This is a genomic window from Acidobacteriota bacterium, assembly GCA_022340665.1.
Classification (GTDB): Bacteria; Acidobacteriota; Thermoanaerobaculia; order Thermoanaerobaculales; family Sulfomarinibacteraceae; genus Sulfomarinibacter.
The window spans coordinates 26061-47382 of the sequence record JAJDNM010000032.1 but is presented as its reverse complement, the minus strand read 5'-3'; the positions used below and the strand labels follow the sequence as shown (position 1 = coordinate 47382).

Here is a 21322-nt window from a genome sequence, read left to right as displayed (position 1 = left end):
GATGAGGTGATGGGCGCAAGTTATGAGTTTTGAATTATGAGTTTTGAGTTCCCGCCCGCTCCTAAAACCCGGGTGGGTGGGTGTTTGGAAACTCAAAACTCAAAACTAAGAACCCAAAACTTGCGATGATGTGATGACAAGGAAGTGGCCAATGAGGAGCACATTGTTGAAAGTCCTCGTCGCGATCGGTGTTGTGATGGTCATCGCGATCATCGCGAGTGTGTGGATGGTCTGGAAGCGGCCACTTTCGGTGGACGCGAGATTCAGCCGCTTCGCGCTCGGCAAGCTCGGGATGGAGGAGGTTTCGGTCCCGTCTCCGGACGGCCACGTCAACGTATGGATCGGCGGTGAGGGCCCGTGCATGGTGATGCTGCACGGTGCCGGTGACCAGGCTGGAGCCTGGGCGCGGATGCTGAAGCCGCTGCTTGACGATTACCGCGTCGTCATTCCGGACCTTCCCGGCCACTGGAAGAGCGACCCGCGTGAGGGCCCGCTCGGCATCGATCAGCTCCTGTCGGGTGTCGAGGTGGTGATGGATTCGGTGTGCGCCGGTGAGGAGGTGATGCTGGTCGGTAACTCGCTCGGCGCCTGGCTCGGGATGCTCTACGCCCACGACTATCCGGCCCGGGTGTCGCGGCTGGTGGCAATCAACGGTGGCGCGATCAAGGAGGACGATCCTGCCGTCAATCTCTTCCCACAGAACCGCGAAGAGGCGCTGGAGACGATGAAGGGCCTGATGGGTCCGGCCACCCTGCCGCCGCCAGACTTCGTGCTCGACGACATGGTTCGCCACATGAATGAAGGTCCTGCGAGCCGCCTGGCGGGGCGTCTCGCGGATCCGAACGAGAACATCGAAACCTATCTGCTCGACGATCGCCTCGATGAGGTCGTCGTGCCGGTGGAGCTGGTGTGGGGTGATGCCGACGCGTTGTTCACCCTGGATTACGCCCAGCGCCTGCTCGACGGTCTGCCGAGGGCGCGGCTGCACCTCGTTCACGGGTGCGGCCACGTGCCGCATCGCGAGTGCCCCGACAAGACCCTGGAGGCGCTCGAGGCAGCGCTGGCGATGCCGCCGCCTGCAATTGAACCCGAGGAGGAAGCCGGAGAATGATCTGTGCAGATATCGTCGGTGAGCGGAGCCGGTTGTCACCGGACCGTACGGCTCTCGTCGATGTGGCTACCGGTCAGCGCTTGAGCTACAGCGAGCTCGACCATCGGGCGGCGACCTGCGCACGGGCGTGGCTCTACGGTCTGGGCCTGAAGCACGGGGACCGCATCGGCATTCTGTCGGGCAACCGGCTCGAATTCCTCGACGCGTTCTTCGCCGCCGCCAAGTCGGGCGTCATCCTGGTCCCCCTCGGCACTCGGCTGACCGCGGGCGAGCTGAGGGGGATCGCGGCCGATGCCGAGCTGTCAGCATTCATCTACAGTGGCGAACATGCCGAAACCGTGCGCGATCTGCGAACCTCGGTAGACCTGGGCCTGGTGGTGGCGCTCGACGACCCGAACGACCCGAGCGATCTCTCGTGGCACGAGCTGCTCGGCGCGGTGGGCGCAGCCGACCACGTACCTGCGCTCTGTAGTCCGGAGGATCCCTACTGCTTGCTCTACACCTCGGGCACGACCGGCAAGCCGAAGGGCGTCATCATTCCGCACCGGATGGTGGCGTGGAACGCTTACAACACGGCAGCCTGCTGGCAGCTGTCCGAGGATGATGTGAGTTCGATTTTCACGCCGCTCTACCACGCCGGCGGTCTCGGCGCCTTTCTGACGCCGATTCTGCTCGCCGGCGGCACGATCGTGCTCCATCGCGATTTCGACGCCGCCGAGGTGTGGCGAGTGATCGAGGAGGAGCGGTGCACAGTGGTGCTTGGTGTACCGACGATCTGGAAGATGTTGGCCGACGCGCCCGAGTTCGAGACGACAAATCTCAGCCATGTACGCTGTTTCTTTTCCGGCGGCGCGCCCCTGCCCCGTCATCTGATCGACATCTATCGCGACCGCGGCGTGGTGATGCGCCAGGGCTACGGTCTGACCGAGGTCGGGGTCAACTGCTTCGCGATGTCGAACGAAGAGGCGTGGGCCAAGGCCGGCTCGATCGGCCGGCCGCTGATGTTTACCGAGGCGAGGGTGATCGGCGAGACCGGGCAGGAGCTGCCGCCGGGAGAGGTCGGCGAGCTCTGCTTTCGCGGCCCCCACGTCAGCGCCGGCTACTGGAAAAACCCGACCGCAACCGCGGATTCGCGTGACAGCGAGGGCTGGTTCCACACCGGGGACATGGCGCGCACGGATGAAGATGGCTTCTTCTATATCGCCGGCCGGGCCAAGGACATGTTCATCTCGGGTGGGGTCAACGTCTATCCGGCCGAGATAGAAAATATCCTGCTGCAGCACACCCTGCTCGCCGACGCTGCAGTCGTCGGCGTGCCGCACGGTACCTGGGGCGAGGTCGGGGTCGCGTTCGTGGTGCCGGTCGAGGGCCAGAAGGTGACCGCCGATGAACTCGCGGATTTCGTCGGAGGGCGGCTCGCGCGCTACAAGATCCCGAAGGAGTTCCGGATGGTCGATGCACTTCCCCGCACGCCGTACGGAAAGGTCGTCAAGGGGGAGCTCGTCGAGCAGTGGAAGAAGGAACATGAGAGTTAGGAATTCGGAATTAGGAATGAGGAATTGTCACCCGGTCTCCCCTTTGTGTCATCCCGACCGAGGCCGAAGGCCGAGCGGAGGGATCTGTGGTTCTCCGGCAGCGCGATTCCGTGCGGCCCACAGATTCCTCGACTCGGCCGCTTCGCGGCCTCGCTCGGAATGACAAGAAGGGGGTGGGCCCTTTCGGCTTCGCCTCCGGCTACTCCGGGGAGGAGTCGGGCCCTCGGCCGGGATGAAAAAAGATCTGGCTGGTCCAAGGGAAATGCATGAGGAGTTACGAATTAGGAATTCGGATTTCCCGCCCAATCTCCCGTTTCTCGGGTGGGTGGGGGCAATTTCGCAATTCGAAATTTCAAATTCGAAATATGAATAGAAACGTGGATGGGAATCTGATCAGGGAGGTCACGTGAAAAAGATCTATATCGCCGCTTATCACCAGTCGAAGTTCGGCAAGCTCTTCGACATGACCGTGCCGGAGATCATCGCCAATGCGGTCACCGAAACCTGTGCCGAGATCGGCGCGGAGCCATCGACCATCGAAGTCGGGTCGATCGGCGCCACCTGCAACTTCTCACTCAACAAGCAGGGGCTGCTTGCCGGTTTGGTGGCGATGGTGCCGGGGCTCGGGGCCAAGCCGATCGAAGCGGTCGAAAATGCCTGCGCCTCCGGCGGCCAGGCGGTGCTGAGCGTGGCGCAAAAACTGCAGCTCGGTCTCGGCGATATCGGCATTGCAATCGGCTACGAAAAGATGCGTAACGACGAGGGCAAGATGGACGGCGCCCTGATCGGTGAGGTGCTGGGCTATTTCTCGCACCCCGACGAGCGCGAGGGCAAGGTTTACATCTTCCCCCACCTGTTTGCCGAGGTCATGCGCGATTACATGGCCGCGCACGGCACGACCGAGCGCGAGCTGGCCGAGATCTCGGCCCGCGAGTACGCCAACGCCAACCACAACCCCTACGCGCAGATGCAGAAGATCCAGGTCTCGCTCGACGAGGCGGCGACCCCGGAGGGACGCAATCGCTACATCGTCGAGGGCCTGCCGCTCAAAACCTACGACTGCTCGCAGATCACCGATGGGTATGCGGGTTTGATCCTGGCCACCGAGGAAGGTCTGGCGAAGCTCGGCGTCGCCAAGGCGGACTGTGTCGAGATCGCCGGCTACGGTCAGGCGACGGACCCGTTGATGAAGGAGGGGCGTGACATTCTCAAGCCGGCCGGGGCCTTCCGCGCGATGAACGACGCCTACGAGATGGCTGGCGTGGGACCGGATGATGTCAACGTCGCAGAGATCCACGACTGCTTCACTGTGATGGGCGCGATCGGCACCGAGGTCATCGGCAAGGCGAACTACGGTGAGGGCGCGCGTTTCTGGGTGGACGGCAAGGCCGACTCGAAGGGTGAGTGCGCCATCAACACCTCCGGCGGTTTGATCGCCAAGGGCCATCCGGTCGGTGCGACCGGGGTGGCGATGATCGGCTGGAGCGCCTGGCAGCTGCTGGGCAAGGCGCCGGACGAGCTGCAGGTCCCGGATCCGAAGATGGCGGCAACATTCAACATCGGCGGACCGATATGCGCGTCCGTCTGCACAGTTCTCCGCCGTGCGGAGAACTGAATGAGGAATGAGGAATGAGGAATTCCCACCCGTCCTCCCAAAAACCGATTAGGGCGGGTGGGCGGCATTCCTAATTCCTAACTCCTAATGCCTAATTGGAAACAGGGGGGCTCATGAATCAAGAGACCACGCCAGACTGCAGTGGTCACCTGGAAGTCGACGGGCAGCGGATTTGGTGGGAGTACCACGGCAAGGGCGACCGCGAGGCGGTGTGCCTGCTCAACGGCCTGGCGATGCACACCAAGGCCTGGTACGGGTTCCTGCCGATGTTGATGGACGAATACGATGTCATCCTCTACGACTTCCTCGGCCAGGGGGAGTCGTCGAAGGAAGACATTCCCTACTTCATCGATGAGCTCGCCCGCTATCTGGCGCTGATCATGGACGAACTCGGGATAGAGAAGGTGCACCCGATGGGCATCTCCTACGGTGGTTTCATCGCGCTCGAGTTCGCCCGACTCTACCCGGAGAGGCTGCACACGCTGGTGCTGTCCGGAATCCTGGCCAGCCGCGAGAAGCTCTTCCAGATGTATCAGGACATTTCCCTGCGCTTCTATCGCGGCACCAAGGACGAATTCGAGCTCTACACCCACTACATGTACGAGAAGATCTTCTCCGAACGCTTCGTGAAGAACATCTCGGATGAGCAGCTGGCCGCCATGAGGCAGCGCTTCTACGACCGCTACATCGACTATCGCTACTGCCTGATCCGCCTCACCGAGGCGCAGGATCCGTTCTTCGAGAACATCGAGGAGCGGGTGGAGGGATACCGGAAGGTCGAGGCGCCGACCCTGATCCTGGCCGGCGCCCACGATCGCGCGATTCCACTCTGGCAGCAGGAAAAGCTCGCCGATATCTTCCCCAACAGCCGTTACGAGCTGGTGCCGGAGAGTGGGCACGTGGTGTACATCGAGCGGCCGGACGTCTTCTTCCCGGCCCTGAAAACCTTCATGGCCGTCAAGTCGGTCGACTTCGAGATGCCGGACGGCGAGGCGACGGCGTGAGCGACCGGGAGGAGGCGATACTTTTCCACCAGGTCGAGGGCGAGGGCGAGCCGCTGCTGCTCCTGAACGGGGTCTTCATGACCGGCGCCTCGTGGCAGCCCGTGGCAGAACCCCTCGCGGAGAGCTTCCGGCTCGTGCGCTGCGACTTTCGCGGGCAGCTCATGATGCCGGTGCCTCCGCCCGGTGATCTGGAGGGGCACGCCGACGATGTGGTCGCGCTGCTGGATCATCTGGAAATCGAAACCGCCCACATCGTCGGCACCTCGCTCGGCGGCGTGGTCGGCGCGATCATGGCCGCTCGCCATCCCGACAGGGTGCAATCGCTGATCACGATTGCTTCGGCAGACGGTTTTCACAGCCACAGAGCTGAAGAGCTGGACCGCTGGAAGGCGGCCTGTCGGCGAACCCTGGACGGTGGCAATCGTGGAGAGCTCTCGGACGTCATCGAGCCGGTGGTCTTTTCGCCGGAGTGGGTCGAAGCCCACAGGGATGATCGCGCCGAACGCCGTGCTCAGATCGCTGGGTTGCCCGACATCTGGTTCGAGAACGCGATCGGTCTGCTCGACGGCGCGCACTCGGTCCTCCTGCGCGACGAGCTTTCCGCGATCGGATGTCCGAGCCTGGTGGTGGCGGCTGAGCGCGATGGTTTCGTGTCGGTGGCGGAGGTGCGGGACATGGCGGACCGCATAGAAGGGGCGCGCTTCGAGGTCATCGAGGGTGCGGGCCACGCGGTGGTCGTCGAGCAGCCGCAACGAGTCTCCGATCTGTGCCTGGAGTTCCTGAAGCTTCAAGAAACTCACCGTGCATGAGTTCAGAGTTGAGAGTTTAGAATTTAGAGTTCCCGGCCGGTCACCCGGACTTCCAGTGATGGCGGGGGTAAACTCTCAACTCTCGACTCGAACCGCCTTACCGACCAGTGATCTTCTCCATCTCTGCCATAATCGAGAGGGCGCCTGTTGGAGAGACAACTGCATGAGCGATTTCCAGACATATTTGTACCACCAGAGTGAAGGATCGGGCCCGCCCCTGATTCTCCTCAACGGGATCGCGATGTCGGCGCCCGCGTGGGAGCCGGTGGCACGACCGCTGGCACGGCATTTCAGAGTCATTCGTTGTGATTTTCGTGGCCAGCTCCTGACTCCGGTACCACCGCCCGAGAGCGTCGACGAACACGCCGACGACGTTGTGGCGCTACTCGATCATCTCGGGATCGAGTCGGCGCGGGTGGTTGGGACGTCCTTCGGCGGGGTCGTCGGCACCCTGGTGGCGGCACGTCACCCGGATCGAGTGCGGGCCCTGGTCACGATCGCATCGGCCGACGGATTCGACGGTGCGATGGAAGACGAGGTGGCTCGCTGGAGAGCCGCATGCATTCGCTCTCTGGAGGGGCCGGATCGGGGGCACCTTGCAGACGCCTTCGCAACCGTCGTGTACTCACCGTCCTGGGTGGCGGCGCACAGGGCCGAGTTGGCGCAACGACGCGAGCAGATTGCGGCCCTGCCGAACAGCTGGTTCGAGGGACTCATCGGTCTCCTCGACTCCGTTCGATCGGCAAGGCTTCACCGGGAGCTGCAGGGGGTCCGTTGTCCGACGCTGGTGATCGCGGCGGAGCTCGACGGCTTCGTGCCCCCGGACAGGGCGCGCGGGCTCGCCGAGGGCATCGGCGGTGCGTGCTTCGAGATCCTCGAGGGAGCAGGCCACGCGGTCGTCGTCGAACGGCCGCGTCGACTCGTCGAGCGGTGCGTGAAGTACCTGAACACTGTGGGAGCCTAGCCCGGTCTGTTCGTGAAGCTCCTGCTGCGGCCTGCGATGCACCATACCCAGCGGTATCCGCGCCCCTCGGGCCGCTGATCCCACTGGGCACGGCACCGCGCCGCCCTCGCCACGAGACCTCATGAATATTGCGGGCTTGCCGGCTCTGCCATAATCGGCACAATGCAGAGGGTCGCGTCGTCACGGTGGGGCACCGCGTGCTGATTTCGGTCGTCACGTGGTGGGCGCTCGCGGGAGTCGCCGGTGTCGCGATGACGGCCGTGCCCATCCTGTGGTACGTGGCGCGCCTGATGCCAGCCAAGAAGGGCGCCGGCTCCTGGATGGCATGGCTGGTGGTAGGAATGGGAGCGGTGGTCGGCCTCTGCGGGCTCCTGTGGGCAGGTGCCCCCTTCGCCGTCGGGGAGGCGCTGATCGCTGCAGGGCTCGTGATGCTGGCCCTCGTCACGGAACCGTCCGACTCGGATCTCGGCCGTCACCCGTACCGCTGGACGGCTTTCACGGCCGTCGCCCTGAGCGTCGGCGCGCTTGTCCTGCCCGCGGTCGCATGGCGAGGCCTTCTCGGCATGGTGCTGTTCCTGGTCGCCATCTGGTTGGCCGTACGCGCACGCGGCGCTGATCGGCGTCCGGTTTTCGATCTTGCAGTCGCGCCGATTGCCTTTGCCGGCGTGGGACTCATGCTCGGTGTGATCCGGCCGTCGTTCGCGAGCGCGTCCGATGCAGCCATCGGTTTGCTGATGGTAGGTGGCTGCGGAGTTCTCGCGGCGGCGACGGTCATCTCGTTCGCGGGGACCGAGATCGCAGTGCTCCGCGAGTCGCTCGATAGCCTCGAAGATGAGCATGAGCATCTCCTCAGACTGGCGGAATCCGATCCGCTCACCGGCTGTCCGACCCGCCAGGCGCTGCGTGCGTGGTTCGAGCGATGGCGCGGTGACGAGCCCGTTTCAGTGGTGTTGATCGATGTCGACGAGCTCAGGCGCATCAACGAGCGCCACGGCCACGGAGCCGGGGACGAAGCTCTGAAGCTCGTTGCAGACGTGCTCAAGCAGTCGACGCGGCCCGGAGATCTGGTGGTGCGGTGGGGGGGTGACGAGTTCGTGGCGGTTCTGCAGGGTGCAGATCACGAAGCCGCCAAGCGGCGGTTCGCGGGCCTCATCCGTGTGCTCGAGGAAGCAACCGCCGCCTTTCCCTACCCGGATCCCCTGCGCGTGAACTGGGGGGTCGCCTCGTGTGCAGCGCCGTCGGATATCTCTCACGCCCTGGCCGAGGCCGACGAGCGCATGTACGCCATGCAACGCCGCCGCCGTGACGACGCCACCTGAAGCCACGCCCCGCTTCGCGCGCGATTACTGCCGCCGCCTGTAGCCGGTCAGATGAGCACGACGTGCTCGAACAGGATCCAGATACCGATCGAGATCAGGACAACTCCTCCGACGACGGCCATGCGTGAGCCGAAGCGCGCTCCCAGCGCGCGGCCTCCGAGGGTGCCCAACAGAGTCATGGCAGCGGCCGTGATGCCGATGACCGCGGCCGGCATCCACACCTGAATTCCAAGGGCGGCGAAGCTCAGGCCGACGGCAAGCGCGTCGATGCTGGTCGCCAGGGAAAGTACGACCAGGGACCATCCCCGCGTGGGGTCCGTTGGCGTCGTCACGGCGGCGTCGCCGCGAACCGACTCCAGGATCATTCGTCCACCGACAGCGCTGAGCAGGACGAAGGCGAGCCAGTGGTCCCAACCCTCGATCAACGGTCGGACGGAGGTGCCGGCCAGCCACCCGATGACCGGCATCATGGCCTGAAATAGACCAAAGTGCCACGCCAGGCGGAAGGTCTGTCGCCTCGATGTGCCACCGAGGGCGATGCTGACGCCGATTGCGACTGAGAACGCGTCCATCGCGAGACCGAGCGCGATGCCGAGCAGCATGACGAGATCCACAATTCTCCTTGCCGCGTCGGAGGATAGCGGGCCGGAAGGTCTCTGTCGACTGTGTCGGGCTCAGGACCGGGAGCTTTGTGTCGCGGGGTGGTGGGCCCTGAAATCCGGGAGGATCGAAGACAATTGGCCACAGGCCGCAACGTCCACGAGGTCGGTGAAAAGGGAGGGGTGCGACGCGAGGGTCTGGACCACGCGGCGTTTCAGCCAACCGTGGCGCTCGATGCCGAGCAGTAGTCCGGTGATAAGCCTCGGCGCCCGCTCGATGCGCCTGTGAGCCGCCGCATATTCCCCGATGCGCCCCCGTTCGAGCGCTCGAATCAATGAGTGGGCCTGGGCGAAGGCAATCGAAAGACCCTCACCGGTGATCGGGTCGAGGCTGCCCGACGCGTCCCCGAGAAGGGCGAGATTACCGCGGGCGACTGCGAGAGGGCGGTGGCCGAAGGGTCCCGCGCCCCGGTCCCGTGAAATCGATTCGGCTCCCTCGAGCCGCGCTCGGAGGTCGGGGAAGCTCTGCAGGAGCCGGTCGAAGTCGACGGGCAGCTCGCTCGACATGAGGGCGACACCGACGGTGTCCGGCCCGATCGGCGTTACGTACGCCTCCGCCGAATCGGCCCAGTGAACCTCGACGAGGTCCGACCAGGGGGCGACCGCATAGTGGCGACGTACGCCGAAGCGCCGGCGCTTCGGGGCGCTGCCCTCGAGACCTGCCCATTTTCTGACCATCGACAGTCTGCCGTCCGCCGCCACCATCCACCTCGCGCTCAGGAGACCCCTGCTGGTCTCGAGGCCGCGGGGGCCGAGCGCGACCGCTCTCTCGCCCCAGCGGATCTCGACGCCGACCTCCATCGCCCTCCGATGGAGCGCGTCGTGCAGGATCGAGCGACGGATACCGAGGCCGACTCCCCTCTTGAATAACGACTCGGCGGTCAACCTGCCGTCAAGGTAACGAATACCCCGAAATACGGCCCGGTCCAGCTCTGGAATCTCCACCCCGAGATCCCGAAGGCGCTCGACCCCCATCGGCATCAAGCCCTCGCCGCAGGCAGCGTCGACCGGAGGTCTGCATCGTTCGATGACCAGGGCGTCGAACCCCGCAAGCCGCGCCTCGATCGCCGCCGCGAGCCCGGCCGGACCGCCGCCGATAACCAGCACGTCGGTGATACTAACCCGCATTATTCATGATCCTTCTGCTGCAGGTCGCGAAGCGCCGCGCGTGGCGGCGCTGTCTCGATTCGCTCGCTCGACGTACCGCAAGTGCGCCTCCGCTCGCTCATCTTTCGAGATCGCCACCACGCTTGCACCTCGCGCCTTTCGCTACGAATCCTCATGAATAATGCGGGCCACTCGACGGCCATCTCGACGTACTCGCGCGAGCTCGAAAGACGAGCGGACGGCAGCCCCGAACAGGTGAAACGGCGTTACCCGGCGTGGCGGCGTGAGCTCGCCGTCGAGATGCCGGCGCAGGGCTTCCTGGCGTCGGAGCTTTCCTGACGACGTGCGCGGGAGCGTCCCCGGGCTCAACACCTCGACAGTGTTGGCGCTGAGCCCGGTCGCGGCACGCACGGCGTCGCGGCACTGCTCGGCGATTTCTCGATAACCGTCTTCGGGAGTTCCGCGCCTCGCTTCAACGAGCAGCAACAGCTCTTCGCCGTCCGCCCCGTCGGGTATCCAGGACACGGCCACCGAACAGCCGGTGCGCACACCCTCGACGCGGTCCACCGCCTCCTCGACCTCGGTCGGGGAGTGAGATCGGCCCCGTATCATCAACACGTCTTTCGCACGACCCGTCAGATACAGCTCGCCCCGGTAAAGGAACCCGAGGTCGCCGGTGTCGAGCCATCCACCGATGAGAGCTTCGTCGGAAGCCTCGGGCCGGCCGAAGTAACCCTCCATCACCGAGGGTCCACGGATCAACAGCCGCCCGACCTTACCTGCACGCAGGTTGCGGTATTCCGGGTCGACCACCCGCACCTCGAAGCCGTCGACCGGCGTTCCGAGGGAGACGATCTCGATTCCTTCGCGACACTCGATGGCGAAGCCATGCCGGCCGAGGGTTTCGCGGTGGAATTTGCGCGAGGTGAAGGGCTCGTCGATTCGCGAGAACGTGACGGCGAGGGTCGCCTCAGACAGGCCGTACACCGGAGTCAGCGTTTCCGGTCTGAGGCCCCACGGCGCGAATCGGCGTTGGAACGCGCGCATCACCCGCGGCACGACCTGTTCGGCGCCGTTGAGGCCGATTCGCCAGCTCGACAGATCGACGCCCTCGAGTTCCTCGTCGCGGACCTTCAGAGTGCAGAGTCCGTAGCCAAAGTTCGGCGCCACGGAGATTGTCGCGCGGTAGCGGGAGATGGCCCGAAGCCACGTTGCCGGCCGGGCCAGGAAGGTCTCGGGCGGAATCATGGTCATGGTCCCTGGCCTCTCGAGCGCGGTGATCACGCACCCGACGAGGCCCATGTCGTGATAGAGGGGCAGCCAGCTGACGCCGCTGTGGACCTGATCGCCGACGTCCGGCCAGTGTGCGTTCAGGGCCGCAGCCTGAGCAACCACCGCGCGATGGCTGAGGGCAACCGCCTTGGGGTCGATCGTGGTGCCGGACGAGAACTGGATGAGCGCGATATCATCCGCGGATTTTGCGGCAGGTTGGCCCGTTTCGACGGCGATCTCTCTCGGAGACCGGCAGCCGAGCTCGAGTGCCGCGCCGCGCAACGCCGTGCCGACGAGTCGGAGAATGCGCGCATCCGAAAGCACGAGCCGAGGAGATACCGCCGACAGCATCCGGGACGTACGCTCGAGGTACTCTTCGAGTCGCCCGAGACGGACCGGCGGGTAGAGCGGAACCGGAATGGCGCCCACGAGGAGGACTCCGAAGAAGGCGTCGAAGAATTCCACACAGGTGGGGAAGATCAGCGCGACCCGATCCCCCTGCCTGAGACCGAGGCGCTGCAAACCTCCGCAGGCATTTTCGGCCCGCTGGTACACGTCGGCCCAGGAGAACCAGGATTCCGTCTCCGAGTGGTCGAGCAGCCGGAGCCCGGCCTCGGTGCAGCCCGATGCTCGTCGCAGGAGATCGATGAGGGTCAGGCCGTCAGGGTGCAAGCTCCCTCCGTACCGTGTCCACGAGGTCGCCGACAGTCGTGAGTGCCGTTTCGATCTCCGGTTCGAGACACACCCGGAACCTGTTCTCGACCTCCACCGCCAAGGTCAGAGCTTTCAATGAATCCAGGTCCAGATCTTCGATGAGGCGCAGATCCCGACTGAGCGCACCATCCCACAGGCCGTGGTCTCGGGCCACCTCCGCGATCACCGCGAGAACCTGAGCCTCGGTCATTTGTGCCCCGGGTGGAACCGTGGACGGTCGCGCATGAGCCGGAGGTATGCGCCGCCCTCGGACAGTGCCGCCTCCTCGGTTCGTATCCGAGATGTCAGCACGAGCCCGTTGGCGATGCCAAAGACGACAGCGGTCAACCACGCCGTGTGCACGAGGGGCAGCGCCAGGAACTCGAGGATCACCGCGAGGTAGTTGGGGTGGCGAATCCGTCGGAACGGGCCGTCGGTCACCGGCGGCTCCCCGGGCACGAAGACAACCCGGGTGCTCCAGCGGTCGCCGAGGGTCGAGATGACCCACCAGCGGAGGCCGGCTGCCAACGCCATGGTACCGAGCATGGGAGCCGCGAGCAGCGGCACGAATGGCCGTTCCAGCGTCCAGACCTCTGCCACGCAGGAGACGAGGAGACCCGCGTGAACCACGACCATGAGCGGGTACAGAGAACGACCGGCCTCTGTCGCCCCACGTTGTAACAGCCGCGCGATGTTTCGCCGCGAAACGGAGAGCTCCACCACTCGCATGATGGCGACCGCCGTTACCAGGGCGGTGTACAGGATCCGTGAGTCAGGCAATTCCATGCGCATCTCCTGATCTCTTTCCCAAAAGTCCGGCATTCGTTACCACTGCAGCAGCACCAGTTCGGAACAGAAGCCGGGCCCCATGGCGAGCATCACGCCGAACGATCCCGGCTCGGGCTGTTGCCGCTCGATGGCGTCCTGAAGCACGAGCAGTACCGAGGTCGACGACAGGTTGCCCACCTCTCGCAGGCTGCGCCACGCCGCCGCCAGCGCTTCTTCCGGCAGCTCCAGCGCCTCCTGCATCGCCTCCAGGACCTTCGGACCACCGGGGTGGGAGATCCATATCGCCACATCCTCACGGGTCAGGCCGTGCTCATCGAGGAACGCATCGACGTCGTTGCGCAAATACTTTCGAATGACCTCCGGCACGTCGGCCGAGAGCACGATACGGAATCCGTCCTCGGAGATGTCCCAGCCCATCACGTCTTCGGAGTCCGGGTAGAAGATTGAGCGACTGTCCACGATCGCCGGACCGGCGGCCGCGCGCCCGTTGCCGATGACCACGGCCGCAGCGGCGCCGTCGCCAAACAGTCCCGAGGCGATCAGGTTCGGGATCGACAGATCCTGCCGCTGCAGGGTCAGCGAGCAGAGCTCGACCGACAGCAGGACAGCGACATGATCGGGGAACGCGCGCACGTAGTCGGCGGCGCGGGCTATCCCCGCGGCGCCGGCGACGCAGCCGAGACCGAAGATCGGCACCCTCTTGACCCTCGGCGGCAGCCCGAGCCTGTTCATCAGCCGGGCATCGAGCGAGGGGGTGGCCACCCCGGTGACCGTGACGGTCATCAGTGAATCGACGTCTTCGGTGGCGAGGTCGGATTTCCGCAGAGCATCCTGGACCGCCCGCTCACCGACCTCCTGGGCGACCCTGATCCAGGCGTCGTTGGACTGTCCCCAGTGCTCCAGGCGCTCGTACTCCTCGATCGGCAGTGCGAGGTGGCGACCGCCAACCAATACGTTCCGATGGAGGGCCTCGAGCCGGTCGAGGTTGTAATGGCGTTGCGCCCAATGACGCTTGAACGCGTCGAGCAGTGTGTCCTGGTCGTAATAATGGGGCGGAAAGGCTGATCCGACCGCGGCGATTCGCATGGTTTCCTCCGGTGTCGCTCCGATACAACACCCGGATGGAGCCAGGAAATCCCTGCTGGATTGTCCGAATCACCGGCAGCGCGAGAAACTTCATGGATAATGCGGGCAGGCAAAGGAGAGTGTTCTTGCTTCACGAACACCACTTCAGTCAACACCTACTCACGCCGCCCGAGGTCAAGGAGAGAATCCCGGAGGATCTCGGTATCGCTCACGTAACGGTCGAAATCCGTCACATGGGAGTTGCGCCGGGCCCGAGAGAAACGGGTGGCGCCCGGTGAGACAGCTCCACCTGCTCACCGAACGTCGCTTCTGGCCGCTCTTCTGGACCCAGTTCCTGGGCGCCTTCAACGACAACCTGTTCAAGAATGCTCTCGTCATCCTGATCGCCTACCGCTCCATGACCCTTCTCGGCGTCACGTCGAAGACAATCGTTGTCGCCTGCGCCGCCATCTTCATCTTCCCCTTCTTTCTCTTCTCGGCCACCGCCGGTCAGCTTGCCGACCACTTTCCCAAGTGGAAGCTCATGAGGTGGGTGAAGGTGTGGGAGATCGGTGTGATGGCGCTGGCGAGCGTCGGTTTCGCCACCAATAACCTGGCGCTCCTGCTGACGGTCCTGTTTCTGATGGGCATGCAGTCGACCTTCTTCGGTCCGGCGAAGTACGCCATCCTGCCGGAGCTTCTCGATGACGAGACCCTTGTCGGTGGCAACGCACTGGTGGCGATGGCAACCTTCCTTGCAATCCTTCTCGGTACGATCACCGGTGGGTTGGTGATCGCTGGCGGCGAGCTGTGGGTTTCGCGGCTCGGACTGATGGTGGTGACGGTTGCAATCCTGGGCTTCCTGACGAGCCTCTACATCAACAAGCTGTCGGCGGCGAATCCGGACCTCCCGGTGGATTTCAATCCGGTGACGCCGACGATAGATATCATTCGGGTGGCCCGTCGCGTTCGCCCGGTCTTCATTTCGATCCTCGCCGTCTCGTGGTTCTGGTTTCTCGGCGCCTCCTTTCTCTCGCTCCTGCCCAACTTTTCGAAGGATGTTCTTTCCGGGGGAGAGACGGTCGTTACCCTCTGCCTGGCCACCTTCTGCGTGGGTATCGGCACCGGATCGATGCTCTGCGGCCTTCTCTCGCGGGGCCACCTCGAGCTCGGTCTGGTGCCCCTGGGCTCGATCGGCATATCCCTCTTCGCCGTCGATCTGGCCCGATCGGGCTGGGCCTTCAGCGCTCCGGTCGCTGGCGAGCTGTCGACCGCCGCCCAATTCCTGCAGGCGCAGGGAGGCATTCATGTCCTGTTCGATCTTTTGATGATCGCGGTCTTCTCGGGCTTCTACACGGTGCCGCTGATGACCTTCATCCAGCAGCGGTCGGCGAGCGAGGAGCGCTCGCGGGTCATCGCGGGGAACAACATCCTCAACGCACTCCTGATGGTCGTATCGTCGATCATGCTGGTCGGGTTGCTGGCGGTGCCGGTGTCCATCCCGGGGATATTCCTGATCCTCGCCCTGCTCAACGCAGGTGTGGCGGCGTGCATTTTCATCGCCATGCCGGAGTTCTGGAATCGCTTCGTGGCGTGGGTTAGAAGTACCTTGCGAATTCGGAGTTCGGAAGTCTGAATTGAGAATTTCAATGGCCCTTCTCACCTTGTCATTCCGACCGAGGGCCTTTCCACCTTTTGTGTCTTTCGACCGAGTGAGCGACTTGTCACCGCGGAGCCAACAGGCGAAGCCGGGAGCGAACGAGTAGAGAAATCTGTGGCCCGGGCAGAACCGCACCACTACTTTGCCCATAGATCCCTCCGCTCGGACCCTTCGGGTCCTCGGTCGGGATGACAAAAAGTGGACCGTCTTCTGTTGGCTCGATCGAAATGACACGAGGGGTAGAAGGCGGTCGCTCGGGATGGCAATCAAAAAACCGCCCTCCGTTCTTCGGGAGGGCGGCTCGTAATTCCGGATTCCGAGCTCAGAATTCCGAATTCATCACCACATTTTGACCGCGACGCGGACTCCGTCATCGGTGGTTACGGTCACAAAGTCACCGTTCTCGGCCGCGTGCAGGACGTCGAAGACCATCTTCGGGTCGAAAGTCTCCCAATCCCAGTCTTCGAGCGCTTCGAGGACGCCGTCAATCGGTAGGTTGCACCGGACGACCGCATCGTCGGCGTCGACCTCGATACGCAGAATGTCGCCCTCCTTGTAGATATCTACGTTGGCATCGTCAGTCCTGACCTTGACGAACTCGGCGTCGGGGGTGTCAAGCAGTTCGCGCATGGTGGCCAGGACGAGTTCTTTCTGAGCTCTCGCCTCGGGCGGGATCTCCGCCTCTGCCAGTGCATCTTCCGGGATGAAGCTGGCGGCCACGTCGGCGATGATGAGCGGGAAGGGCACCTTGACGTGGACCGGTTGGTCGTCTTCGATGACGTGCACGTCGACCACCATCCAATCCATCATCAGGGTGGCGGTGAGCACCCCCGCCGTAGCGGCGAGCAACACCGCACCCACGGTAGACATGCCACGTTGGTTCTTCATCACTCGATCCAGACGCGAACGTTGGCGTCGGTCGAGGTGACCTTGACCAGCTCACCGTTTGGCAGTGCCTCGAGGCTCTGAAGCAGGGCGGCGACATCGAGGGTGTTCTCCTCGCCGAAGCTGACCGCGTCCATCAGCTCCATTGGCATCGTGACCTCGACCTGTGCCATTTCGTCTTCCTTCTGGTTGACGGTGACGTAGAAGAAGCCCCCTTGCTTGTGGACGTTGACATCGGCCTCATCCGAGGTGACGGTGACGAACTTCCCGTCGGGGGCGTCCTTGACCGCTGCCAAAATCTCGGGGAAGTTGATCTCCATGTCGTCGTCGATATCGAGGTCGACATGCCCGCCGTGAAAATTCTCCACGTCGACGTTGCGCAGCACGGTGAGGACCAGGTTGAGGGGCAGGTGCACCTCGACGTTGGTGTTGCTCGAGTTCTCGGTCACGTGGACGTTGACCCAGCGCGTATCGTCGGCCGCGCTTGCGGCGGGGGCCGCCAGGAGTGCCACGATGGCTGCGATGGCGAAAATTGCTTGTTTCATCTGCTACCTCCGTTCAGTCATCAAAACGGTTGATCGTCGTTTTTGTTAACAACCGTCTCATTCATGACAACGAATGGCGGAGGGAAAAGTTCGCTGATGAATGAGGAATTGGGAATTAGGAATGAGTAATGCCGCCCGCCCACCCATGGCAATCCGGGTCAGTGGGAGGAGGGGAGGGATTCAGAATTCAAAATTTCGAATTTCTGATTTTCCACCCGTCCAACCGAAAACGGGGGTTGGGAGGGTGGGAACTCAAAACTCAAAATCCATAATTGGGACGGGGGCCGTCAGGCCGACGTTCCTTTCGGCATCACGATCCAAAGGATGATGTAGGCGAGTGTGCCGGGAAAGCCGACCGAAAGCACCGAAATGACCACGTACAGAATACGCACCAGGGTCGGGTTCCAGCCGAGCCACTCGGCGAGCCCGCCGCAGACGCCGGCGATGATGCGATTGCTTGATGAACGATGGAGCGATCCAGCCATTGTTCCTCCTCTTGTCTACCCTACGCATGGTACTGCGATCTTGTTCCAAAATGATCAGAACGATGCTCGTGACTCGTCACTCGATGCTGGATGCTCGATGCTGGATACTCGATCCGTCCGCCCACCCGATCCTCGATACTGGATACTCGATCCGTCCGCCCACTCAATACTCGTTTCTCGATCCGCCCACCCGGCTTCGCCCTGGCTAGCGCGTTGACAATTCAGACAGCCGATATATCGATTTGAAGCATCCAGCATCCAGCATCCAGCATCCAGCATCCAGCATCAGAAAAACTTCGTCCTGAAGTACAAGGCGACGTTCACCAGCCCGATGAGTACCGGCACCTCGACCAACGGACCGATCACCGCGGCGAAGGCGGCGCCGTGGTCGATGCCGAAGGTGGCAATAGCGACGGCAATGGCGAGTTCGAAGTTGTTGGAGGCAGCGGTGAAGGAAAGGGTTGCCGATCGGCTGTAATCGGCGCCGACCTTGAACGACATGAAGAAGGAGACGAGGAACATCACGACGAAGTAGATCAGCAGCGGAATCGCGATACGGATGACGTCGAGGGGCAGCTCGACGATGACCTCTCCCTTGAGCGAGAACATCACGATGATGGTGAAGAGTAGCGCGATCAACGTGAGCGGGCTGATCTTCGGAATGAAGACCCCGTGGTACCACTCCTTGCCCTTGAGCGAGATCAGCGCGAACCGGGTCGTGATTCCGGCCAGAAACGGAATGCCGAGGTATATGAACACGCTCTTGGCGATCTGGGCAATGGTGACGTGCACCTCCGTGCCCTGGAGGCCGAAGTACGGTGGCAGCACGGTAATGAAGAACCAGGCGTAGACCGAGAAGAAGAGCACCTGGAAAATGGAGTTGAACGCGACGAGGCCGGCGCAGTACTCGCTGTCGCCCTGAGCCAGCTCGTTCCAGACGATGACCATGGCGATGCAGCGGGCGAGACCGATCAGGATCAGACCCACCATGTACTCGGGCTTGTCGGCGAGCAGGGCGACGGCGAGCAGGAACATGAGAACCGGACCGACGACCCAGTTCTGCATGAGGGACAGACCGAGAACCTTCCAGTCCCTGAAGACCCGGCCGAGTTCTTCGTACCGGACCTTGGCCAGCGGCGGATACATCATGAGGATGAGGCCGATGGCGATCGGGATGTTGGTGGTTCCGACCGTGAAACGGTTCCAGAAGCCGGCGATGCCCGGCCGCATCCAACCCAAGCCGACGCCCACTGCCATGGCGATGAAGATCCACAGCGTCAGGTAGCGGTCGAGAAGGGAGAGACGTCCCGCGATGTGCTCACCGGGGGTCATTCGCGGCATCCGTCGTGGGTGTCGCGTCGGGGGCTCGCGCCGGCCGCCTTCTTCCTCGCCGCCTCGTAGCCGTGGCGACAGAGGTCCTCCACCGGCAGGCTTCGCAGCTCCTCCACCAGGAGCCGATCGGATTCGAGCTGCGGATCACCGGAGAGAGGGGAGAGGGCTGCCTCGATCCACGATCGGGAGGCCTCGGAGTCATCGAGGTCGATGTAAACCCAGCGTCCGTCCTTGCGCTCGCCGATCAATCCGGCCTGCTTGAGCTCCTTCAGATGCGCCGACACGGTGGACGGAGCCAGCTCGAGCACCTCGGTGATCTGGCAGACGCAGAGCTCTCCAGAGGCGAGCATTGCGACCGTTCTCAGCCGGGCGGGATGGCCCAGGGCGCGGGCGGCGGCGACGGAGGAATCGAGGGTTGAGTATTTCATTTCGTCATCTCGCGAAATGTAGTATTATTCGTCCACGAAGTCAACGGGGAGCGAAGATGGCGACCAAAAAACGAGTCCTGATCCTGTGCACGGGCAACTCCTGTCGTTCTCAGATGGCCGAGGGCTGGATCAACTCCGAGCTCGGTGACACCTGGGAGGCGAGGTCGGCGGGCACCGAACCTGCCGAGGCAGTTCATCCCCTGGCTGTGCGGGCGATGCGGGAGGCCGGGGTCGACATCACCGGCGGTCGACCGAAACACGTCCGAGCGGTCTTCGACGAACCCTGGGACCTGGTGGTCACGGTCTGCGACTCGGCGAGGGAGAGCTGTCCGGTCTTTCCCGGGTCCGTCGATACTGCTCACGTCTCGTTTGCCGACCCGGCCATGGCGGAGGGAACCGAGGAAGAGAGGATGACCGTCTTCCGCGAGATCCGCGACCGGATCCGTGAACGATTGCTGCCGTTGTTGACGGGTTGACATATCCACCCGGAATGCGGATCATCCCGAGATGAATCCAGAGCATTGAGGGAGTCGAGACCTGGCGAGGCGGAGCCTCGCTCGACGGTGTCAGCAAGCTCTCGGCAGAATCGTGTCGAACTGAACGGAGGGGAGTGTCATCGATGAATGAGCTCGAATTCGAACCCCGGCTGCGGCAGCTGGTGGACTGGAGCGCCGCTGCCTGGGCGGCCCTGATCGGCGGCACGCTGTTTCTCCTGATCAACCTGATTCTGACCACCACAGCGCTCGACGGAAACCCCTGGATCGTGATCCGGCTGATCGCCTCGATCGTGATGGGGGATGGCGTTTTGGCGCCTCCGGCGACCTTCGACGCGGGTATTCTGGCGGTTGCGCTGGTGATCCACTACGTCCTGTCATTTGTGTTCGCGGCGGTGTTGGTCTTCGCCCTCCACCGCTGGGGCCTGATCGTCGGCATACTCGGAGGCGCCGTGATGGGCCTCTTCCTGTTCGCCATCAATTTCCTGTCATTCACATACTTCTTTCCCCAGTTCTTCGCCATGGCGACATGGGTGATGGTGCTCTCCCATGTCCTGTTCGGGGCCTCAGTCGGCGGCATCTACGAAGCGCTGGAGGTCGTCGTCTACGTCACTACGGACGGCGAACGAGTGACCGAGGAGGCCTGAGCCATGCGACGCCGCAGCCCAAACGTTCCGACTGCCTCGTACTACCGTCCGATGCGAAGGAAGCCCGCCCCTCGCAGCAACGGACACTGGCGTCTCTGGATCGCGTTGGCGATCGCCGGTTTCGCCTTCTTTTCCTACCAGTGCTCGACGGAGTACAACCCGGTGACCGGTGAGGAGATGCACATCAGCCTATCGCCGGACCAGGAGATCGCCCTCGGTCTCAGGGCGACCCCCGAGATGATGGCCCAACACGGTGGCGAACATCCGGATCCGCGAGCGCGGGCCATGGTCGATCGGGTCGGCACCCGGGTCGTCGAGCAGAGCGCGGCCGGCACCACTGGGTGGAATTTCGACTTCCACCTGCTACGCGATCCCCGCACGATCAACGCCTTCGCTCTTCCGGGAGGCCAGATCTTCATCACCGCCGCCCTGATGCAGCGCCTGGAGACCGAAGGCCAGCTGGCAGGCGTCCTCGGCCATGAGGTGGGTCACGTGGTGGCGCGCCACTCAGCCCAGCGCATGGCCAAGCAGCAGCTGACCCAGGGCCTGACCGGCGCGGTGATGGTCGCTTCGGGCACGCCGAGCGAGGCGAAGATGGCGGCGGCCATCGGCCAGATGGTCAACATGAAGTACGGCCGCGAGGACGAGCTCGAGTCCGATGAGCTCGGGGTGCGATTCATGTCGGAGGCCCACTACGATCCGAGGGCCATGATCGGGGTACAGCAAATCCTCGACGAGGCCGCCGGAGGGGCACAGCCGGTAGAGTTCCTCAGCACCCACCCCAGCACCGGGAACCGGATCGAGACGATCCAGGCGGCGATCGACCGCCAATTCCCGAACGGGGTTCCGCCGGGCCTGGATCCTTGACCGAGAACCGGGGCGCGCTCGCGAATACCTGCGCTCG

At 63.5% G+C, this 21322-nt stretch carries 23 protein-coding genes; 12 read left to right on the top strand and 11 right to left on the bottom strand.

Annotated features, from left to right (window positions below; translation table 11 throughout):
• Positions 1 to 151: 151 nt before the first annotated feature.
• The 7 genes from LJE93_04940 (at position 152) to LJE93_04910 (ending at position 8357) form a co-directional block, all read left to right on the top strand.
• Positions 152 to 1111 (top strand): alpha/beta hydrolase, encoded by a 960-nt coding sequence (locus tag LJE93_04940; GenBank protein MCG6948247.1) that lies wholly within the window; start codon positions 152 to 154, stop codon positions 1109 to 1111.
• On the top strand, positions 1108 to 2646 hold the full coding sequence (locus LJE93_04935) for a long-chain fatty acid--CoA ligase (protein ID MCG6948246.1): 1539 nt from the start codon (positions 1108 to 1110) through the stop codon (positions 2644 to 2646). Before LJE93_04940 ends, LJE93_04935 begins: the two co-directional genes overlap by 4 nt.
• Positions 2647 to 3052: 406 nt before the next feature.
• Positions 3053 to 4261 carry a thiolase family protein gene (locus tag LJE93_04930; GenBank protein MCG6948245.1) on the top strand — a complete coding sequence of 403 codons (1209 nt, stop codon included), beginning with the start codon at positions 3053 to 3055 and terminating at the stop codon, positions 4259 to 4261.
• A 113-nt stretch (positions 4262 to 4374) separates the two neighbouring features.
• A complete protein-coding gene (locus LJE93_04925; protein MCG6948244.1) occupies positions 4375 to 5265 on the top strand; it encodes an alpha/beta hydrolase in 891 nt (296 codons plus the stop codon).
• Positions 5262 to 6074: an alpha/beta hydrolase gene (locus LJE93_04920; GenBank protein ID MCG6948243.1), complete on the top strand. Its 813-nt coding sequence runs from the start codon at positions 5262 to 5264 to the stop codon at positions 6072 to 6074. The genes LJE93_04925 and LJE93_04920 overlap by 4 nt, the downstream gene beginning before the upstream one ends.
• 163 nt (positions 6075 to 6237) lie before the next feature.
• Complete coding sequence (locus LJE93_04915) at positions 6238 to 7038, top strand: alpha/beta hydrolase (protein MCG6948242.1); 801 nt, start codon at positions 6238 to 6240, stop codon at positions 7036 to 7038.
• 197 nt (positions 7039 to 7235) lie between these two features.
• Positions 7236 to 8357 carry a diguanylate cyclase gene (locus LJE93_04910; protein ID MCG6948241.1) on the top strand — a complete coding sequence of 374 codons (1122 nt, stop codon included), beginning with the start codon at positions 7236 to 7238 and terminating at the stop codon, positions 8355 to 8357.
• A 47-nt stretch (positions 8358 to 8404) separates the two neighbouring features.
• Here LJE93_04910 and LJE93_04905 read toward each other — a convergent pair whose 3' ends face one another.
• The 6 genes from LJE93_04905 to LJE93_04880 all read right to left on the bottom strand — a co-directional run bounded on the left by LJE93_04905 (position 8405) and on the right by LJE93_04880 (position 13963).
• Complete coding sequence (locus tag LJE93_04905) at positions 8405 to 8971, bottom strand: manganese efflux pump MntP family protein (GenBank protein MCG6948240.1); 567 nt, start codon at positions 8969 to 8971, stop codon at positions 8405 to 8407.
• Between the two features lie 60 nt (positions 8972 to 9031).
• The gene (locus LJE93_04900) at positions 9032 to 10144 is read right to left on the bottom strand and encodes an NAD(P)/FAD-dependent oxidoreductase (protein MCG6948239.1); all 1113 of its coding nucleotides are present in this window, start codon (positions 10142 to 10144) and stop codon (positions 9032 to 9034) included.
• Between the two features lie 141 nt (positions 10145 to 10285).
• Positions 10286 to 12067 carry a fatty acyl-AMP ligase gene (locus LJE93_04895; protein ID MCG6948238.1) on the bottom strand — a complete coding sequence of 594 codons (1782 nt, stop codon included), beginning with the start codon at positions 12065 to 12067 and terminating at the stop codon, positions 10286 to 10288.
• Positions 12057 to 12299, bottom strand: coding sequence for an acyl carrier protein (locus LJE93_04890; GenBank protein MCG6948237.1), 243 nt, complete (start codon positions 12297 to 12299; stop codon positions 12057 to 12059). The genes LJE93_04895 and LJE93_04890 overlap by 11 nt, the downstream gene beginning before the upstream one ends.
• Positions 12296 to 12874 carry a hypothetical protein gene (locus LJE93_04885; GenBank protein MCG6948236.1) on the bottom strand — a complete coding sequence of 193 codons (579 nt, stop codon included), beginning with the start codon at positions 12872 to 12874 and terminating at the stop codon, positions 12296 to 12298. The genes LJE93_04890 and LJE93_04885 overlap by 4 nt, the downstream gene beginning before the upstream one ends.
• A 39-nt stretch (positions 12875 to 12913) precedes the next feature.
• On the bottom strand, positions 12914 to 13963 hold the full coding sequence (locus LJE93_04880) for a type III polyketide synthase (GenBank protein MCG6948235.1): 1050 nt from the start codon (positions 13961 to 13963) through the stop codon (positions 12914 to 12916).
• Positions 13964 to 14088: 125 nt separating this feature from the next.
• On the opposite strand from LJE93_04880, the gene LJE93_04875 reads away from it, so the two are divergent.
• A complete protein-coding gene (locus LJE93_04875; GenBank protein MCG6948234.1) occupies positions 14089 to 14241 on the top strand; it encodes a hypothetical protein in 153 nt (50 codons plus the stop codon).
• Complete coding sequence (locus tag LJE93_04870; GenBank protein MCG6948233.1) at positions 14238 to 15578, top strand: MFS transporter; 1341 nt, start codon at positions 14238 to 14240, stop codon at positions 15576 to 15578. Before LJE93_04875 ends, LJE93_04870 begins: the two co-directional genes overlap by 4 nt.
• 363 nt (positions 15579 to 15941) lie before the next feature.
• Here LJE93_04870 and LJE93_04865 read toward each other — a convergent pair whose 3' ends face one another.
• The 5 genes from LJE93_04865 to LJE93_04845 all read right to left on the bottom strand — a co-directional run bounded on the left by LJE93_04865 (position 15942) and on the right by LJE93_04845 (position 19277).
• Entirely contained in the window at positions 15942 to 16490 is a 549-nt protein-coding gene (locus tag LJE93_04865; protein MCG6948232.1) for a hypothetical protein, read from the bottom strand.
• Positions 16490 to 17032 carry a hypothetical protein gene (locus tag LJE93_04860; GenBank protein ID MCG6948231.1) on the bottom strand — a complete coding sequence of 181 codons (543 nt, stop codon included), beginning with the start codon at positions 17030 to 17032 and terminating at the stop codon, positions 16490 to 16492. Before LJE93_04860 ends, LJE93_04865 begins: the two co-directional genes overlap by 1 nt.
• A 287-nt stretch (positions 17033 to 17319) precedes the next feature.
• Positions 17320 to 17517 carry a PspC domain-containing protein gene (locus LJE93_04855; GenBank protein ID MCG6948230.1) on the bottom strand — a complete coding sequence of 66 codons (198 nt, stop codon included), beginning with the start codon at positions 17515 to 17517 and terminating at the stop codon, positions 17320 to 17322.
• Between the two features lie 285 nt (positions 17518 to 17802).
• Positions 17803 to 18849: an ACR3 family arsenite efflux transporter gene (gene arsB / locus LJE93_04850; protein ID MCG6948229.1), complete on the bottom strand. Its 1047-nt coding sequence runs from the start codon at positions 18847 to 18849 to the stop codon at positions 17803 to 17805.
• Positions 18846 to 19277, bottom strand: a complete 432-nt coding sequence (locus tag LJE93_04845) for a metalloregulator ArsR/SmtB family transcription factor (protein ID MCG6948228.1) — start codon at positions 19275 to 19277, stop codon at positions 18846 to 18848. Before LJE93_04845 ends, arsB begins: the two co-directional genes overlap by 4 nt.
• Before the next feature lie 56 nt (positions 19278 to 19333).
• Here LJE93_04845 and LJE93_04840 point away from each other — a divergent pair, with 56 nt between their 5' ends.
• From LJE93_04840 to LJE93_04830, 3 genes are all read left to right on the top strand, one after another.
• Entirely contained in the window at positions 19334 to 19753 is a 420-nt protein-coding gene (locus tag LJE93_04840; protein MCG6948227.1) for an arsenate reductase ArsC, read from the top strand.
• A 143-nt stretch (positions 19754 to 19896) separates the two neighbouring features.
• The gene (locus tag LJE93_04835; protein MCG6948226.1) at positions 19897 to 20418 is read left to right on the top strand and encodes a hypothetical protein; all 522 of its coding nucleotides are present in this window, start codon (positions 19897 to 19899) and stop codon (positions 20416 to 20418) included.
• Between the two features lie 51 nt (positions 20419 to 20469).
• Positions 20470 to 21285: a M48 family metallopeptidase gene (locus tag LJE93_04830; protein MCG6948225.1), complete on the top strand. Its 816-nt coding sequence runs from the start codon at positions 20470 to 20472 to the stop codon at positions 21283 to 21285.
• The last annotated feature ends 37 nt before the right edge of the window (positions 21286 to 21322 follow it).

Coding starts and splice junctions, on each gene's coding strand:
- LJE93_04940 (MCG6948247.1), top strand. CDS start 152: ATGAGGAGCACATTGTTGAAAGTCCTCGTCGCGATCGGTGTTGTGATG.
- LJE93_04935 (MCG6948246.1), top strand. CDS start 1,108: ATGATCTGTGCAGATATCGTCGGTGAGCGGAGCCGGTTGTCACCGGAC.
- LJE93_04925 (MCG6948244.1), top strand. CDS start 4,375: ATGAATCAAGAGACCACGCCAGACTGCAGTGGTCACCTGGAAGTCGAC.
- LJE93_04915 (MCG6948242.1), top strand. CDS start 6,238: ATGAGCGATTTCCAGACATATTTGTACCACCAGAGTGAAGGATCGGGC.
- LJE93_04900 (MCG6948239.1), bottom strand. CDS start 10,144: ATGCGGGTTAGTATCACCGACGTGCTGGTTATCGGCGGCGGTCCGGCC.
- LJE93_04890 (MCG6948237.1), bottom strand. CDS start 12,299: ATGACCGAGGCTCAGGTTCTCGCGGTGATCGCGGAGGTGGCCCGAGAC.
- LJE93_04885 (MCG6948236.1), bottom strand. CDS start 12,874: ATGGAATTGCCTGACTCACGGATCCTGTACACCGCCCTGGTAACGGCG.
- LJE93_04880 (MCG6948235.1), bottom strand. CDS start 13,963: ATGCGAATCGCCGCGGTCGGATCAGCCTTTCCGCCCCATTATTACGAC.
- LJE93_04865 (MCG6948232.1), bottom strand. CDS start 16,490: ATGAAGAACCAACGTGGCATGTCTACCGTGGGTGCGGTGTTGCTCGCC.
- LJE93_04860 (MCG6948231.1), bottom strand. CDS start 17,032: ATGAAACAAGCAATTTTCGCCATCGCAGCCATCGTGGCACTCCTGGCG.
- LJE93_04855 (MCG6948230.1), bottom strand. CDS start 17,517: ATGGCTGGATCGCTCCATCGTTCATCAAGCAATCGCATCATCGCCGGC.
- arsB (MCG6948229.1), bottom strand. CDS start 18,849: ATGACCCCCGGTGAGCACATCGCGGGACGTCTCTCCCTTCTCGACCGC.
- LJE93_04845 (MCG6948228.1), bottom strand. CDS start 19,277: ATGAAATACTCAACCCTCGATTCCTCCGTCGCCGCCGCCCGCGCCCTG.
- LJE93_04840 (MCG6948227.1), top strand. CDS start 19,334: ATGGCGACCAAAAAACGAGTCCTGATCCTGTGCACGGGCAACTCCTGT.
- LJE93_04835 (MCG6948226.1), top strand. CDS start 19,897: ATGAATGAGCTCGAATTCGAACCCCGGCTGCGGCAGCTGGTGGACTGG.
- LJE93_04830 (MCG6948225.1), top strand. CDS start 20,470: ATGCGAAGGAAGCCCGCCCCTCGCAGCAACGGACACTGGCGTCTCTGG.